This is a genomic window from Vitreoscilla sp. C1, assembly GCF_002951955.2.
GTDB lineage: Bacteria > Pseudomonadota > Gammaproteobacteria > Burkholderiales > Neisseriaceae > Vitreoscilla > Vitreoscilla stercoraria.
The window spans coordinates 1,216,489-1,231,249 of record NZ_CP019644.2 but is presented as its reverse complement, the minus strand read 5'-3'; the positions used below and the strand labels follow the sequence as shown (position 1 = coordinate 1,231,249).

General features: G+C 44.7%; 12 protein-coding genes. 5 read left to right on the top strand and 7 right to left on the bottom strand.

The genetic code is table 11. The features are described 5' to 3' along the window. Window positions 1-37: 37 nt before the first annotated feature. Window positions 38-535: a 2,4'-dihydroxyacetophenone dioxygenase family protein gene (locus tag ADP71_RS05985; protein ID WP_237343049.1), complete on the bottom strand. Its 498-nt coding sequence runs from the start codon at window positions 533-535 to the stop codon at window positions 38-40. On the opposite strand from ADP71_RS05985, the gene ADP71_RS05980 reads away from it, so the two are divergent. Next, the gene (locus ADP71_RS05980) at window positions 519-1,328 is read left to right on the top strand and encodes an FUSC family protein (RefSeq protein ID WP_171460981.1); all 810 of its coding nucleotides are present in this window, start codon (window positions 519-521) and stop codon (window positions 1,326-1,328) included. The two genes, ADP71_RS05985 and ADP71_RS05980, sit on opposite strands and share 17 nt — an antisense overlap. Before the next feature lie 507 nt (window positions 1,329-1,835). On the opposite strand, the gene ADP71_RS05975 is transcribed toward ADP71_RS05980, so the two are convergent. Further along, the gene (locus tag ADP71_RS05975) at window positions 1,836-2,051 is read right to left on the bottom strand and encodes a hypothetical protein (RefSeq protein WP_104931731.1); all 216 of its coding nucleotides are present in this window, start codon (window positions 2,049-2,051) and stop codon (window positions 1,836-1,838) included. Window positions 2,052-2,302: 251 nt separating this feature from the next. On the opposite strand from ADP71_RS05975, the gene ADP71_RS05970 reads away from it, so the two are divergent. The 3 genes from ADP71_RS05970 to ADP71_RS05960 all read left to right on the top strand — a co-directional run bounded on the left by ADP71_RS05970 (window position 2,303) and on the right by ADP71_RS05960 (window position 5,165). Further along, a complete protein-coding gene (locus ADP71_RS05970; protein ID WP_019957723.1) occupies window positions 2,303-3,451 on the top strand; it encodes an RNA ligase RtcB family protein in 1,149 nt (382 codons plus the stop codon). Beyond that, window positions 3,442-4,038, top strand: coding sequence for a peptide chain release factor H (gene prfH / locus ADP71_RS05965; RefSeq protein ID WP_104931730.1), 597 nt, complete (start codon window positions 3,442-3,444; stop codon window positions 4,036-4,038). Before ADP71_RS05970 ends, prfH begins: the two co-directional genes overlap by 10 nt. Before the next feature lie 389 nt (window positions 4,039-4,427). Beyond that, complete coding sequence (locus ADP71_RS05960; protein ID WP_026353446.1) at window positions 4,428-5,165, top strand: peptidase; 738 nt, start codon at window positions 4,428-4,430, stop codon at window positions 5,163-5,165. Window positions 5,166-5,224: 59 nt separating this feature from the next. Here ADP71_RS05960 and ADP71_RS05955 read toward each other — a convergent pair whose 3' ends face one another. Genes ADP71_RS05955 through ADP71_RS05935 form a run of 5 tightly spaced genes read right to left on the bottom strand, consistent with a single transcriptional unit; the run spans window position 5,225 to window position 12,922 of the window. Further along, a complete protein-coding gene (locus ADP71_RS05955; RefSeq protein ID WP_019957726.1) occupies window positions 5,225-6,397 on the bottom strand; it encodes a VWA domain-containing protein in 1,173 nt (390 codons plus the stop codon). After that, the gene (locus tag ADP71_RS05950) at window positions 6,394-8,784 is read right to left on the bottom strand and encodes a DUF5682 family protein (RefSeq protein ID WP_171460980.1); all 2,391 of its coding nucleotides are present in this window, start codon (window positions 8,782-8,784) and stop codon (window positions 6,394-6,396) included. The genes ADP71_RS05955 and ADP71_RS05950 overlap by 4 nt, the downstream gene beginning before the upstream one ends. 36 nt (window positions 8,785-8,820) lie before the next feature. Next, on the bottom strand, window positions 8,821-9,906 hold the full coding sequence (locus ADP71_RS05945; RefSeq protein ID WP_019957728.1) for an ATP-binding protein: 1,086 nt from the start codon (window positions 9,904-9,906) through the stop codon (window positions 8,821-8,823). Window positions 9,907-9,920: 14 nt separating this feature from the next. Then, window positions 9,921-11,528, bottom strand: a complete 1,608-nt coding sequence (locus tag ADP71_RS05940) for a DUF5691 domain-containing protein (protein WP_019957729.1) — start codon at window positions 11,526-11,528, stop codon at window positions 9,921-9,923. Continuing rightward, complete coding sequence (locus tag ADP71_RS05935; RefSeq protein WP_171460979.1) at window positions 11,525-12,922, bottom strand: SWIM zinc finger family protein; 1,398 nt, start codon at window positions 12,920-12,922, stop codon at window positions 11,525-11,527. Before ADP71_RS05935 ends, ADP71_RS05940 begins: the two co-directional genes overlap by 4 nt. Window positions 12,923-13,330: 408 nt before the next feature. Between ADP71_RS05935 and ADP71_RS05930 the strand changes: the two genes are divergently transcribed. Next, window positions 13,331-14,488, top strand: a complete 1,158-nt coding sequence (locus ADP71_RS05930) for an extracellular solute-binding protein (protein WP_040755654.1) — start codon at window positions 13,331-13,333, stop codon at window positions 14,486-14,488. The last annotated feature ends 273 nt before the right edge of the window (window positions 14,489-14,761 follow it).

Here is a 14,761-nt window from a genome sequence, read left to right as displayed (position 1 = left end):
GGGAGGACGATGATTTGGACAAATCGAAAAATACGAATTAGCGAATCATTTTTTCCAACTCTGATGGGTTTAAACCAAGTTTTCCATAATGTGCTTGAGTCGCTGCTAATTTGGTAAATACATCTTCGTAACCTGTTGCTTTGCCATAAGGGTCAACATAGGTATAACCGCCCTGAACAGTAAACAAAGTAATCATCTCGTCTACATCTTCTGGCACAAATAAGGTATGCGTTTCACCAGGAGGTTCATAAGCGAATGAGCCTTGTTCGGCTACCCAATCGTGTTCTAGATAATACCATCGTCCTTTTAGAACAAATGCATGAACGGCTCCAGTATGGCGGTGACGTAACAAAATGCCACTTTTTTTCACACGCAGTAAATTGATATAATAACCGTGGGTTGTATTAAGTAAAATGGGCTTGAAGCTTACTGATTCTGAAGTTGGCACCCACAAGTTATCGTCTTCTAAATAGTGACTTAACACGCCCAGCAGCACCAAATCAGGTGCCATAGTGGGCATGTTGTGGGTGGTCACAGATTGGGCATTCATGCCGTTAATGATGCTGGGCTTGTCGGTGATGTTGTCGGTTTTTGTGGGGTTTGAAAACCCAGCGTGGTTTTTACGTCACGTCACTTCAGGCCAATTCATTGGCGCAATTTTGGCTTTTTTGTGTACTTGGACGGCTTGGCATTATTTGGCACATTCTTCATGGCAAATGATTTTTTGGATGTTACCCTTTATGTTGTTGCATACGTTCATTTATGCTCAAAAACGGTTGATGTTGGGTGCTTTTGACACCATCATGGTGATGTTAATCTTGTTACAACCGCATTATCCTGTGCATATAAGCATGGGCCAAAGTCTTGCCAATGGCTTGGCGGTGGTCATGGGTCCCATCATTGCCATGTTGGCTTTCACTTGGATTTTCCCGCCTAATCCGCAAAAGCGCTTACAGCATTTATTGAGTATGGTGCGTTTCCAGCTACGTGGCTTGTGCAACGCCAAAGGCAATGACAGGCAGCTGATGCGACAACGCAATCGTTTGGTACACAGTGTTTTGAAAGCGCAGCGCATCAATGACAAATTACCGCAGCCCGATGCAGATTTAAGTCGTGCTTTGTTGTATACATTGCAGCAAGCACAAATAATTTTATGTATCCATCGTAGCATTGGCAGCATATCTTCTAGCTCAACGCAAAGACTGATGCGAGCCTTGCTTCAATCTTGGCAAAAACCACAAGCCAATCTTGAACAAGAGGCGCATTTTATACGCGTTTTGAAACAGCGGTTACCGATGCAACACCCATTGCAAACCTTGTTTTTTTAGTTTAACTGCGTCAATACAATAGGTGATTTTTCATTAAAAAATCCTGCAGATTCTATCGATGATTGCAATATCCATCTTAATGATGTTAACAAGATTGTGACGGTTCTTATATTTGAAGCAATGGCTGATGAATGCTAGAAATGAATTTTATTTTTATGCAAGCAGGCAAATTTTGCGGTTTTCATTGTTAAAAATATTATGAACGAGTTTGTGCACTTTGTGTGTCAGTGACTTTCGCCATAGACGGCAGCTGACACAAAATAGTGCACAGGCTCGGATAACCATCTAATAAAATTACTGCTGTATTTTATCGATTAAGTGGCACAGTATAAGACAGAGTATTTTTATAATGTTTTAAAAACGTTTGGTAATATTCAACCATGTCTGTCTGCACGTTGTGTGGCTTACCCATAAAAGGGATGCCCAAGCGTGCTTGTACTTGCCATTTTGGGTCTGATCCCTAAACCAGCATTGTTGATGCGTCCTGTATTCTCATCATGGAAATCTTCAACGATGGGCAACATATTGCACTTGTGTCGTATCCACAAATACTTTACCCAACAGATAGTTCTTTGAGCGGTTGAGCATGTTTAGCGCAACTTCATCAAAGCATAATAGCCGCAGTACTGTTTTAAGTGCTGGTGGTGGATCATACACAGAATAAGATTCAACAGCTGTCAAACCATCGGCTTTCAAATGCTCAGGACTGTATTGGCCGCACATGGCTATCTTAAATACTTGGGACGATTCAATTCATATTGAATTGAAAAATATCACTTATTTAGAAACCTTGACCAATATAAACAGAATTGTTACGATAGCGTCACTTTTTATTTCACTGCCAGCAAAGGAGATTAGCATGCGACACCATACCATAATCACTGACCTTTGCAATCGCGTCACACTCTGAGCATTCATTGCTTTCTGAAACACACGCGATTGCGTGTTTTTTTGTTTTTTCAGAAAGTGATTTTATGGGCAATTTTAGCCAGCACACTCACATTAACATTATCGCCAATCAAAATGTTTGGCTTGAAGACAGTGCCATTGCGCAATTACAGGCCACTGCTGCCTTAGCGCACATACAAGCTGCGGTCGGTTTACCTGATTTGCATGCAGGACGCGGTTATCCTATTGGTGCGGCCTTTTTTTCTACCGCGCATTTTTATCCCGCCTTGGTCGGAGGTGATATCGGTTGCGGTATGGCTTTGTGGCAAACCGATTTAAAACACCACAAAATATCGGGTAGTAAACTTGCCAAACAGTTGGGCAATATGGATGGTGTATTGCCTGATAATTTGTTACAGGACGCTGCCAATGCTTTAGGTGGTTTGGCGTTACAACATTTACCGCTTGATTTTGATAGTCTGCACCAAAGCTTGGGCACCATCGGTGGCGGCAATCATTTTGCAGAACTTTTGCAATTAGACTCTTTGTTTGTAGAACAGCCGCATTTAGACAAAAGCCATTTGTTTTTAATGGTACACAGTGGCTCGCGCGGCTTGGGTGGTGAGATTTTACGTCAACATTTGAATCAATTTGGTCATCAAGGTTTGGCTGCAAACAGTATAGAAGCCACAAAATATTGGGCGCAGCACAATGCAGCTTTGCATTATGCCCATCTGAATCGTTTGTACATTGCCAAACGCATGTTCAAAGCATGGAAAACCTCAGCATCTTGTGTGCTGGATATCAGCCACAATCATGTGGTGCCATTTGAATGGAATGGTCAAGCGGGTTTTTTACACCGTAAAGGTGCGGCACCTGCCGATCAAGGTTGGGTGATGATACCGGGTTCACGTGGTGATTATTCTTATTTGGTTGAGCCCATTGGTGGCGAAATGGCTTTGTATTCTTTGGCTCATGGCGCAGGTCGTAAGTGGGCACGTGGTGATTGTCAGGGGCGTTTGGCACACAAATTCAAAGCGCAAGACTTAAGGCAAACTCAGTTTGGTAGCACTGTTGTTTGCGGTGACAAAGGCTTGCTTTACGAAGAAGCCCCACAAGCTTATAAAAATATTGATGCGGTGATAGCCAGTTTGGTCGATGTGGGTTTGTGCCGTTTGATTGCACGTTTTAAGCCCGTCATGACGTACAAAAAAGGAGAGACGCCATGTTGTTAATACAAATCACCGCTGCGCAAGGTCCAGCAGAGTGTGAATTGGCAGTAAAATACACTTTGCAAAAAATGCTGAGTGATGCCAAATCAAACGGCATCCGCCTTGACGTAGTGGAAGCTTTCCCAACGCAACATGGTTATTTATCGATTGTGTTGCAAGCGCAAGGTCAAGAGTTACAAGCTTGGGCTGAGACTTGGTGTGGTAGCATTCAATGGGTATTTCAAAGCAAAATCAGGCCGCATCACAAACGTAAAAACTGGTTTGTGGGTGTGTCTCAATGTGTATTGACGATGCCATTGCCTCAAGATGACAGCATTGTGTTTCAAGCGTGTCGGGCTTCGGGCAGCGGTGGTCAACATGTCAATACCACCGATTCTGCCATCCATGCTACTCACATTGCCAGTGGCATCAGCGTGAAAGTCATGACCGAGCGCAGTCAATATGCCAATAAAAAACTGGCGCGTGAGCTGATTGCATTGAAGTTACAACAACGCCTACAAATGCAAGTGGCGCAGGACAAACATTCACGCCACCAACAACATGGACAATTAGAACGCGGTAATCCTATTCGAAGTTATGGGCCGTTTTAGCGTTGCCAAATCAGTTTGAACAAGATTGCAAGCCAAGATGGAGGGTGTTAAAAAATGGTTGAATCATCATGTTTTAATGCCCTCTATCTTATTTCAATATTCCAATCAAAGCGACCTGTATGACATGAACAGTAGCATCTATATGCAATGAAAAAACAGTCATCATTCTATTTTCAATGGACAAAATGCAGAGAACTAAAACCTATATTTGAGGTTTAAGTAAACAGGTGTGGAAATTTTGGTCTTGTTTTCGGTGTGAAGACCCAAACAAAATGGTCAGTGCGATTGTAAATGTACACAATGCATACGCAAAATTTCCTCATCTGTTGATATTTTTATAAAAAATCATGGGTTGGATGGATTTCTTACCTTATTTTGAAAGAAAAACCATGACTTATTGTGTTGCGTTAAACTTAAAGCATGGACTGATTTTTGCCAGTGATACCCGTACCAATGCGGGAGTGGATCATATTGCCAGTTTTAAAAAAATGACTTGTTTTCAAAACGAGGGTGAGCGCAATATTTTTATTCTCACTTCAGGCAATTTGGCGACTTCTCAAGCGGTAATTGAACGTTTACAGCAAGACATACACGGCCAAATGGAAAAAACAGTTTTAAATGTGCCAACTTTATTCGATGTCGCAGATTTGATTGGCGTGTTGTCTTGCCAAATTGCCAAACAAGCGGCTAAGGTTGCGCAGCAAGAAGTAGTCACTTTTGGCAGCAATTTTTTGGTTGGAGGGCAAATCAGAGGGCAAGCGCCCAAATTGTATTCGGTTTACAGTGAGGGCAATTGTATTGCCGCAACAGAAGACACACCATTTTTTCAAATTGGAGAAAGCAAATACGGTAAGCCGATTTTGGATCGGGTGGTAACGTATGAAACTGAATTGGCAGTGGCTTTAAAAGCCGTCTTGTTGTCGTTTGATTCGTCGATTCGTTCTAATTTGTCGGTGGGTTTCCCGATTGATTTGATGGTGTATCAAGTTGACAGTTTGCGTATGCCACACGGAAGGCGTATTCATGCAGATGATGAATATATGCTGCAAATTTGCCAAGAATGGGGCAGTGGTTTGGTACGCTTATTGATGGATTTTGATGACATACCATTAGACTATACGCAATAGTGGATGTGTACGATGAGATTGCAAGCGTCCTGTAAACTTTACAGGACGGTTTTTTGGGGCTATTTGCCGATTTTAAAGCCGCGATTGGCAGCCCAAGTGGCCACATCTTCACGCCTGATAGCGGCTGCCATCAAGTCAGGAAACAAATCGGGCGTGCAGGCAAATGTGGGTACACCTAAAGCTGCTAGTTTGGTTGCTAATTGTTTGTCATACCAAGGCTCACCTTCATTGCTGAGCGCTGGCAAGGCAATCATTTGCACGCCTGAGGCGATTAATTGGGCGCTGCGTTTGAGCAAATTGGCTTCTACACCGCCTTCGTACAAATCTGAAATCAGCACCAAAATGGTATTGCGTGGTTCTTGAATGATTTCTTGGCAATAGCCTATGGCTTTGTTGATATCGGTACCACCGCCAAGTTGTACGCCAAACAAGACTTCGACGGGGTCGCTTAATTGCTCGGTCAAATCTACGACGGCAGTATCAAACACGACCAATTTGGTCGAAACTGTTGGCAAACTTGCCATGACCGCACCAAAAATGGCCGAATAAACGATGGAATTGGCCATAGAGCCACTTTGGTCTATCGCTAATACAATTTCACGTTGTGGACGACGGATTTTGCGGCCGTGACCGATTAAGGTTTCTGGGATAATGCTGCGATATTCTGATTGCCAATGACGCAAATTGGCACGAATGGTGCGTTGCCAATCGATTTCTTGGTGGCGTGGGCGCAGATTGCGTTGGCTACGGTCTATGGCACCACTGACAGCGCTGCGCATCGGTTCTTCTAGTTTTTGTAACAGCTCATCGACCACTTTTTTGACCACAGCACGGGCAGTGGCTTTGGTGTTTTCAGGAATCACAGACGACAATGCCATTAAATTGGCAACCAAATGCACATCGGCTTGCACGCTTTCTAAGACTTCAGGATGCAAGAGCAATTCAGTCAAATTCAAGCGCTCTAATGCGTCTTGTTGCATGATTTCAACTGTAGATTGAGGAAAATATTGGCGAATGTCGCCCAGCCATTGGCTCACATACGGTGCAGAGTCGTTGCGTCCGCCTTGGCGTGACAAATTTTGATCTTCGTATAAGGCCGCCAAAGCGGCATCCATTTTTTGATGCACCGCTGACAATGATGTTTCAGGATGGTTGGCGGCGCTGCCTAAAATCAAGCGCCAACGTTGTAAGTGGTTGGTAGGTGGTGCTTCTGGAGTGATATCGGTACTCATGATGGCAAACTTTCAGAAGGTAAACCAAACAATTGCAATAAGATTGGGTCGACTAGGCTAAGTAAGGCGGTGTCTTGTGGGCTGGTGGTATGAGGAGCAGGTACGGCCGTCATCGGTTGTTGGATTTTTTGGCGCAGGCTTTGGCGTTCGCTATGGCTGAAATTGGCAAAATGGCGCCTTACCAATGGCAAAACTTGAATGAAATGCGCCTCATTCAATTGTGTGACCCAAGCATCTATGGCTTGCAAAATCCAATCATGGTGGAGCAAAACCAAAGCTTGCTGATTTAAAAATCCTTGTAGCCAATCTGATGCGTCCAGAGCAGGAACCGAAGCGGACAAATTGCGAGACAGCTCCAAAGCCACGCTGTCTTGTTCACATACTTTGGCATCGAGCAACAAGCGGCATGCCATGCCGCGCAACAATGGGGCTGATAATAAGCTGTGCATGGTGTCTTGCAACACTTGTTGCCACAATTGAGTCAAGTTGTCGTTTTGGCGTAAATAAACAGCTTGATGCGCTTCGAGCAGCCACGTGCGCATGTGTTGAGCACTAGGGCTGTCCAAATTCATGCACGCCACTTTCAGGCCGATGGCGATGCGCTCAATCAAACTGTCAATGATGTTGGCCAACAAATCTTGATCGTTTTGGCGCACGCTGCCGTAGCGGAACACTTGTGCCAACGGTAAAACCGTTTGCAGCAATTGGCTCATGTCAAATGTGACAGCGGCACGCTGTTCGATGAGGCGGGTCAAATCGGCAACGAGCAAAGGCAAATTGGCCAATAAACTGTTGTCCAAGTCTTGTGCCAAGGTTTGCAATGTGGTTTCAGGACGCTTGGCTAGGCTGATGATTTTATTGTGCGCCGCTTGTGCCAAACACGTACCGTAAGTGCTGGCGGCAATGATGTCTATGCTCATTTCTGGCTGCCACGCCATGCGCCAAGATTCGCGGAACGTACCACGATTTCTTTGTTCATTGTCAGTGATGCTGGCCCAAGTGATGCCAAGCAAAGCCAAACGGTGTAAAAAGTGGCTGCGCGCCAAATCCAAATCTTTGCGCAAATCCAAAGCCAAGGTTTTGTAGGAGGCTTCTGGTTTTAAGCGCAGTTTTTGTTGTTGGGTATGAATGTCATTTTGCAAAGGCACCATAGGCATGGCTACGGGTACTTGTCCTAAAGTCGTGCCTATGGTCAATTGTTCGTGTAAGGTGAGCAAGGGCAAAGTCTCTCCCATATGGATGACTGTGCTGATGGCCTCGTTGATTTCTTCTAAACTGGCGCTGGCGTGTCCACGCATGATGGCCAATATGTCTGCCAAACGTGCCGCTTCAATCAAATGCGCAGAAGAACAATCCCAATCTTGCTCGCGCATCAATATGGCTGCTTTGCGCAACCAGCTGACAGTGCGCTGAGTGGGTGTGGCGGCAAGGTGTTTGTGTTGCCACAAGTGTTCATACCAACCCGGAGACACCACGCCTGCGGCATAGCCACTGGCATACGCCAAGTGAGGATAACTCCAAGGTGCCCAAGTGGTTTCGGTTTTGAGTTTGGGCAAGCCTTTGAGCAAAGCAGCATCGGCTTTGATTGTGTGTTGGGCATCTTGCAACGCAGGCACATGCCAAGCACCACATACCACGGCAATGCGTTGAAAACCTTGTTTAATGGCCGCTCGAATGCGTTGGCGCATCCATGCTTCACGCAAAGATTCTGAGTATTGGCGTTGAAAATTTGCGTGCAGCTGTGGGATTTGCTCGCGCACTGCTGTCATGGCTTCATTGATGGCGGCAAACACATCTTGGCTGTTGTGACGCTCTTCTACCAAACGGTTCCACCAAGTTTCGCCATCGTCATAACCTGCGGCCTGTGCCAACATATCCAATGGGTCTGCATAGTCATTTTCAATACTGTTTTCATCTGCTGCATCTGACGAATCTGACATATCTGGTGAGGGTGGCAATATCCCGTTGACAGCGTCCTGTAAATCTTCTGGCGCTTGCAAAGTTGAGTCATCTTGCGTGTTGGCTTCTTGTAAACGTTGCTGTTGTTGTGTTTCCAATGCCAATTTGTGTGTGTGAGGTAAGTCAAAAAACTGCACAGGTACTCGTTGTTGCTTTGCCCACAACAAAGCTTGCCATTCGGGTGAAAACACCGCCAAAGGGTAGAAAGAAGCTTGTTCAGGCTGATTTTGTGCATAAACAAGCAGCGCCACAGGCGGCACCAAAGCCTCGTGTCCTACCCAATCTAACAAGGTTTCGCCTTCAGGCGGACCTTCGATTAAGACACAATCGGCCTGTAAGGCATCCAAAGCCTGTTTCAATGAGTGGGCGCAGCCCGGACCATGGTGGCGTATGCCAAAAAAATGCACCGCTTCAAACGTAGTTGCCATCAACATTCCTTTGTGAATGTGTGGTGTGACACCGATTTACAATTGCTCACGACAAGCACGGTACAAATCTTTCCAATCGCTGCGATCGCGCACCACCGTTTCCAAATACTCTTTCCAAATCACAGCGTCTTGCACCGGATCTTTGATAATGGCACCGATTAAGCCTGAAGCCAAATCGTGGGCATTCAGGACGCCATCGCCAAAATGACTGGCCAAAGCCATACCGCTGTTGATGACAGAAATGGCTTCGGCAGTAGACAGTGTCGATGTAGGTGATTTGAGGCGGGTTTTGGCATCTTCGGTTTGACCATTGCGCAATTCGCGGAAAATGTGTACCACACGGCGCACTTCTTCTAAAGCAGGCAGTTCTCCCGGTAATTGCAAAGCTTGTGCTTGTTCACTGACCCGTTTCATGACAATTTTGATTTCATCTTCGGCGCTGTCAGGCACAGGTAAAATCACTGTGTTAAAACGGCGTTTCAAAGCACTGGACAATTCATTCACACCTTTGTCACGATTGTTGGCGGTGGCAATCACTGAAAAACCATGTATAGCTTGTACTTCGCTGTTGAGTTCAGGTATGGGCAAGGTTTTTTCGGACAAAACCGTAATCAAAGTGTCTTGTACATCAGCAGGAATGCGGGTCAATTCTTCGATACGGGCAATTTTGCCGTCTTGCATGGCATTCATGAGTGGACTGGCAATCAAGGCTTTTTCGGAAGGACCGTTGGCGAGCAATTCAGCATAATTCCAACCATAGCGAATTTGCTCTTCGCTGGTGCCTGCAGTGCCCTGAATCAACATCGTCGAATCCCCACTGATGGCTGCGGCCAAGTGCTCAGACACCCAAGATTTGGCTGTTCCTGGTACGCCGTATAACAGCAATGCACGGTCTGTGGCCAAAGTGGCAATGGCAATTTCCATCAAGCGAGGATTGCCAATGTATTTGGCTGAAATGTTCACACCATTGGACAATTCGCCACCCATCAAATATTGCAATACCGCCCAAGGCGACAATTGCCAATTGCTTGGACGTGGACGGTCATCGACATGTTTTAAAGCCTCCAATTCGGTGGCAAATTGGATTTCAGCGTGCTGCCGCAAAACCTGTTGTGCGCTCATGGAAAGTCTTTCTATTAAGATTCAAAGGGATGGGTTGGGCAATTTGCCAGTGCTTGTTGCCATTGTGTGCGCATCTGCTGTTGTGCCAATAATTTTTGGTTCAGCTCTTCACAATAATCAGGGATGCACTCTTGATTGTCGTATCGTGGCCATGGCAATTGTGACAATTTAGTCGCCACATCAGGATGCAGCAACCACACCAAGCTGATGAGCGTGGATTGGTGGCTGGCAATCCACGAGTACAATTTCAAATCCACTTCTTTCGTCGCCAATGGCTGCAATTGCTGTGTGATAAATTGGTAGAGAAATTGAGAAAATTCCAATGAAAAGTTTACAGGCCGCAAAATATAGACTGTCACGACATCGTCTAAAGATAAAATATGCCCCAATTGCTGTTGCCAAAATGCCTCTTGATCACTATCTGAACATTGAACGAGCATGTTGTGTAAGACATTGTTGTGGCGCAAATCCAATAAAATTTTGCTAGGCAATTGGTTTAAATCGACCTGAGAGATGTTCATGAAAATGGCTTCTTTCCATGCGCTGCGCAATGCATCTTGCCACATTTTGACATCGCCTGTGGCTGACCATTGCCACAAAGCATTGATATCCATCCCTGTGTATTGCTGCCATGCCTGCAAAGGAATCATGCGCACCATTTGGTGCAGTAACCATGCTTTGGGGCTGCCAAAAAGATGGTGAGATGGCGGTTTGATGGCAATGCCATCACGTTGCCATTGTGCTGGAGCTGCTTCTATGTCCAGAGGTTCTAACAGCCACTTGCCTTTGGCATCTTGTTGCAATAGCAAAGGCAATAAGGCTTGCATGCGTTGGCTCAAAGCACTGTTAGGTAAATTCACCAGCATTTGTGCGGCCAAGAGGCTCACTTCGCTAGAGCGGTCATCCAAACAAAACTCCAATAAAGCTTCGTCTGCTTCTGACAAATGCAGCCACAAAACTTCTAGCAATTGCTTGCGCTCTTTGGCCACTTTAAGATTTTTTTGTTCTAACGTGTCCTGTAAACGTTCACGTGCTTGCTGTGGATGGTGTTGTCTTTGTTGTTGTAACACTTGTACCCGTTGAAAGACGCTGCCGTATTGCCACGCTTCTTCATCTGAAGCATGTTCATCGGTGCCGATGGCAAACTTCCATTTGGGATTGCACTGTGCCAAAAACAAACCTTGTGGTCCTAAAATAGGCATTAACCAAGGTCGCAAGACGCTGTGGCTATATGCAATTTCCAAACAGTCGGGCAATACGCTGGCTGGCAAATGTCGTTGCGCTTGCGCCAATTCACGCCATATGGCAATACAATGCGCCAGATTGGGCTTGGGAAACAACGTGTGTAAAGTAGGTGTGATGCCTTCTAGGCTGTTTTGAGATTGTTGTGGTAAAGACAGCGTCTGGCTGTTTTCAGGACGCTTGGGTGCTTGATAAACCATGCGTTCATAACGGCTGGCAACTGCGCTCAAACGCAATAATTGTGTCGCCGTTGATGGGTGTGCGTGTTGTTGTAAGGCTTGCAATAAAGCGGTTTTGGGTTCGTGAAATTGTGGCAAGCTGGCGTGTTGCGTGCCGCTTAAAGCAATAGGCAGTAAAGCATTCAAAGACAACACACTCATGCTTGAAACTCCTTCGGCATCATCCACAAACAGGACAAACTGTCATCGTCTGGTTGATGTTGCCACACGCTTAACAATTGAAATGTCGCTTGTTGCCATTCACCAAACCAATACAAGACTTGATGTGCTTGCAAACAGGCCAATAAGCGCCATACATATTCATCGGCTAGCTGTAATGGCATGGCTTTGGCTTCGAGATGTTCATCAAAAACCACATGCCACACCCCATTGTATTGTTGTAGCGTTCCTTGTTTGAGCCACAGCGGACACAAATATTGCCAAGGATTGTGGGCTAACAATTGTGTGGTGTATGGCCAAGCGTTGGCAATATTGGCGTGTGACGCGAGCAATGCTTTTGTATTTGCCGCAGGTTCAGGCGACCAATCCAAACCTGTGACCGCTCGCAAGCCAAATTGATGGTGGTAAAAGTGCAGCGTGCCTTGATAAGCCGCACCCAAGGAAAAAGATTGTTCAAAGCCACGATTTTGATAAGAAAAATCCAAAATGAAAGCGGGGCGTTGAGAGTCTGCGCTCACCAACCAAGTATGGCGTTCGGTTAAGTTTTCGTATGGAATGTGGCGCGAACCGATGACGTGCCAAACATCGTTAACCGCTTCGCCTTGAACAATGACTTCGGCTTTGTCCATATTCCAACCCAAATATTGGCTGAGTTTGGCTTTCAGATGCGGCTCTAAGATTTGTTCATCCCAACGTGCAGCCGCATCTAAAATCAATTGCAAGTCCCCCAATTGGCTTAAAACCATGCGTGGCCATTGTGGGTGGGTGTCTATGATACTGATTAAATCTTCCAAACGGTTTTTCAATGCGGGCATTTGCGCATCAACCATGTGTGCGGCAATGGTGGCGGTTTGTTTGGCCCAAGTTTGGTTTTGTGACAAACGTGCCAAGCCTTGATCGACTGTGTCTTGCAACCACAAAGACAATTCTTGTAACCCAGCTTGTGCTTTTTTCCAACGTTGTGCTTCTTTTTTGGCAGTGGCTGCGGGATCGGTGGCTTGTTCGATTTTGCTAGCTTGCTTGTCTTCTTTTTTTTGTGCTCGTTTTTGGCGTGTCTGCATCCATTCATTGACCCAAGCTGGTGGCGTGTCAGAGGATGTGACCTGTTGGTTGGTGCGCAGCAGCAATAAGGCCAAGCCATGTTTGCAGGGAAATTTGCGGCTAGGGCAAGAACATTTGAAAGAGGGGCCAGACAAGTCGACTTGGGTTTGATACGGTGAGCTGCCACTGCCTTGACAAGCCCCCCAAACTGCGGTGTCTTTTTGACCTAGGTGGCTCCATTTTTCAGGCTTGGCTAAGCCTTTGGCTGCTTTGATGGAGGCTGCATCTGGTGATAAGGCTAAAACCTCATCGGCCGTCATTAAAACCGAATTCAAAATACACTCCTGCGCCAAGCTAATGAGAGATAAAAGAATGCATTGCGTGAAATGGATGTATGTATAGCACTAACCACTTCATGCTTACAAGAATTTTTAATGAAAAATATGTATATGTGGTTGGAAAACTATCATGTCATTTTTATTCTCTGTAAAACCGAGGGTTTTTGCTAATATTTTCTTATTAATAAAGTTTTTAATTTTAGTGTAATAACTGGTTTTTTAATAAAATTATTTCTATTTTAGAATGCATTGTCATGAGCGATATCTTTTTGTAATATGGTATTTATATGGTATAAAAAACCATGTTTTTTGTAAAAACAGAAAAATATTTGGCCATATTATGCCCATTATATGAATTATTTATATGTTGTGTATTTGTTGGATTTTGAACATAAAGGAGTCATCATGAAGAAAACACTGATTGCATCGGCATTGCTGATGATGTTGTTAAGCGCTTGTAATGATCAGCCCGCCGCTGAAAAAACCGAAACCAAACCAGCGGGTGTGCCCGCCATCAGCGCGTTGCCTGAAGCCACGGCTGAGTTGAAAATTTACAATTGGTCTGATTATGTGAACCCTGAAACGGTGAAGGCATTTGAACAAGCGCAAGGCGTCACAGTGGGCTTGGATTTTTATGACAGTACGGAAGCATTGTTGCAATATATGCAATCAGGCAAAATCAATCATGATTTGGTAGGTCCGAGCAACCATTTTGTCAGCCGCCATATTGACTTAGGTGAGTATCAGAAAATCAATAAAAGCTTGATTCCCAATTATAAAAATATTAATCCTCAATTGTTAGGCTTTTTGCAAGAAGTCGATCCTGGCAATGAATATGCCGTGCCTTATTTCTGGGGTGTGAATACCTTGGCGATTAACAAAGATAAGGTGGAAGAAGCTTTGGGTGGTGCGTTGCCAGAAAATGAATGGGATTTGTTGTTCAAGCCAGAATACACCAATAAGTTGAAATCTTGTGGTATCAGCGTGTTAGACAGTGTGTCTATGGTTTTTCCATTGGCATTGAAATACTTGGGTAAAAATCCAAATAGCCAAGACCAAGCAGATTTACAGGCCGCTGCTAATTTGGTTAAAAACATCCGTCCAGATGTGCGCCGTTTCAGCTCTTCGGGCTATATTGATGACATGGCCAATGGCAATTTGTGTTTGACTTTGGGTTATGGCGGTGATTTGAATATTGCCAGAGCTCGTGCCCAAGAAGCCAATAAAGGCGTCAATCTTGAGATATTGGTACCAAAAAGTGGTTTTGGTGTGTGGATTGATACTTTAATGATGCCAAAAAATGCCGTGAATGTGGCCAATGCTTATCAATATATTAATCATACTTTGGATGCCAAAATCGCGGCGCAAAATGGTGATTTTGTCACTTACGCGCCTGCTAGCCAGCCTGCAAAAGAATTGATGAAAAAAGAATATACTGACAATCGTTCGATTTTCCCAACCGATGCGGATTTGAAAAATGGTTTCATGTATGTGGCTTTGACCCCTGAAACCGAAGCTGCTGCTGAAGCATTGTGGACAGAAGTTAAAAAACGTGGCGAATAAATCAACCTTATTAAGCGTCCTGTAAATTTACAGGACGCTTTTTTATCGGTATTTGTTGCATTTAATATTCAATTTGAGTGGATATATTTTAATCATAAACAATTGCTTAAGTTTTAATTTTGGAGAAATTACGACAAATCAACACATAGCCTTGTTCATGGTTTAGATATTTGAATCAAAAGCGAAAAAATGCCAATTTGGGTGCAAAATATTGCCACAAAATGGCAAGGTTAGGGTTTTAGGCTTGCCTGTCGGATGGAAACCACGTTTAAT

Coding starts and splice junctions, on each gene's coding strand:
- ADP71_RS05980 (WP_171460981.1), top strand. CDS start 519: ATGTTGTGGGTGGTCACAGATTGGGCATTCATGCCGTTAATGATGCTG.
- ADP71_RS05975 (WP_104931731.1), bottom strand. CDS start 2,051: ATGTGCGGCCAATACAGTCCTGAGCATTTGAAAGCCGATGGTTTGACA.
- ADP71_RS05970 (WP_019957723.1), top strand. CDS start 2,303: ATGGGCAATTTTAGCCAGCACACTCACATTAACATTATCGCCAATCAA.
- prfH (WP_104931730.1), top strand. CDS start 3,442: ATGTTGTTAATACAAATCACCGCTGCGCAAGGTCCAGCAGAGTGTGAA.
- ADP71_RS05960 (WP_026353446.1), top strand. CDS start 4,428: ATGACTTATTGTGTTGCGTTAAACTTAAAGCATGGACTGATTTTTGCC.
- ADP71_RS05955 (WP_019957726.1), bottom strand. CDS start 6,397: ATGAGTACCGATATCACTCCAGAAGCACCACCTACCAACCACTTACAA.
- ADP71_RS05950 (WP_171460980.1), bottom strand. CDS start 8,784: ATGGCAACTACGTTTGAAGCGGTGCATTTTTTTGGCATACGCCACCAT.
- ADP71_RS05945 (WP_019957728.1), bottom strand. CDS start 9,906: ATGAGCGCACAACAGGTTTTGCGGCAGCACGCTGAAATCCAATTTGCC.
- ADP71_RS05940 (WP_019957729.1), bottom strand. CDS start 11,528: ATGAGTGTGTTGTCTTTGAATGCTTTACTGCCTATTGCTTTAAGCGGC.
- ADP71_RS05930 (WP_040755654.1), top strand. CDS start 13,331: ATGAAGAAAACACTGATTGCATCGGCATTGCTGATGATGTTGTTAAGC.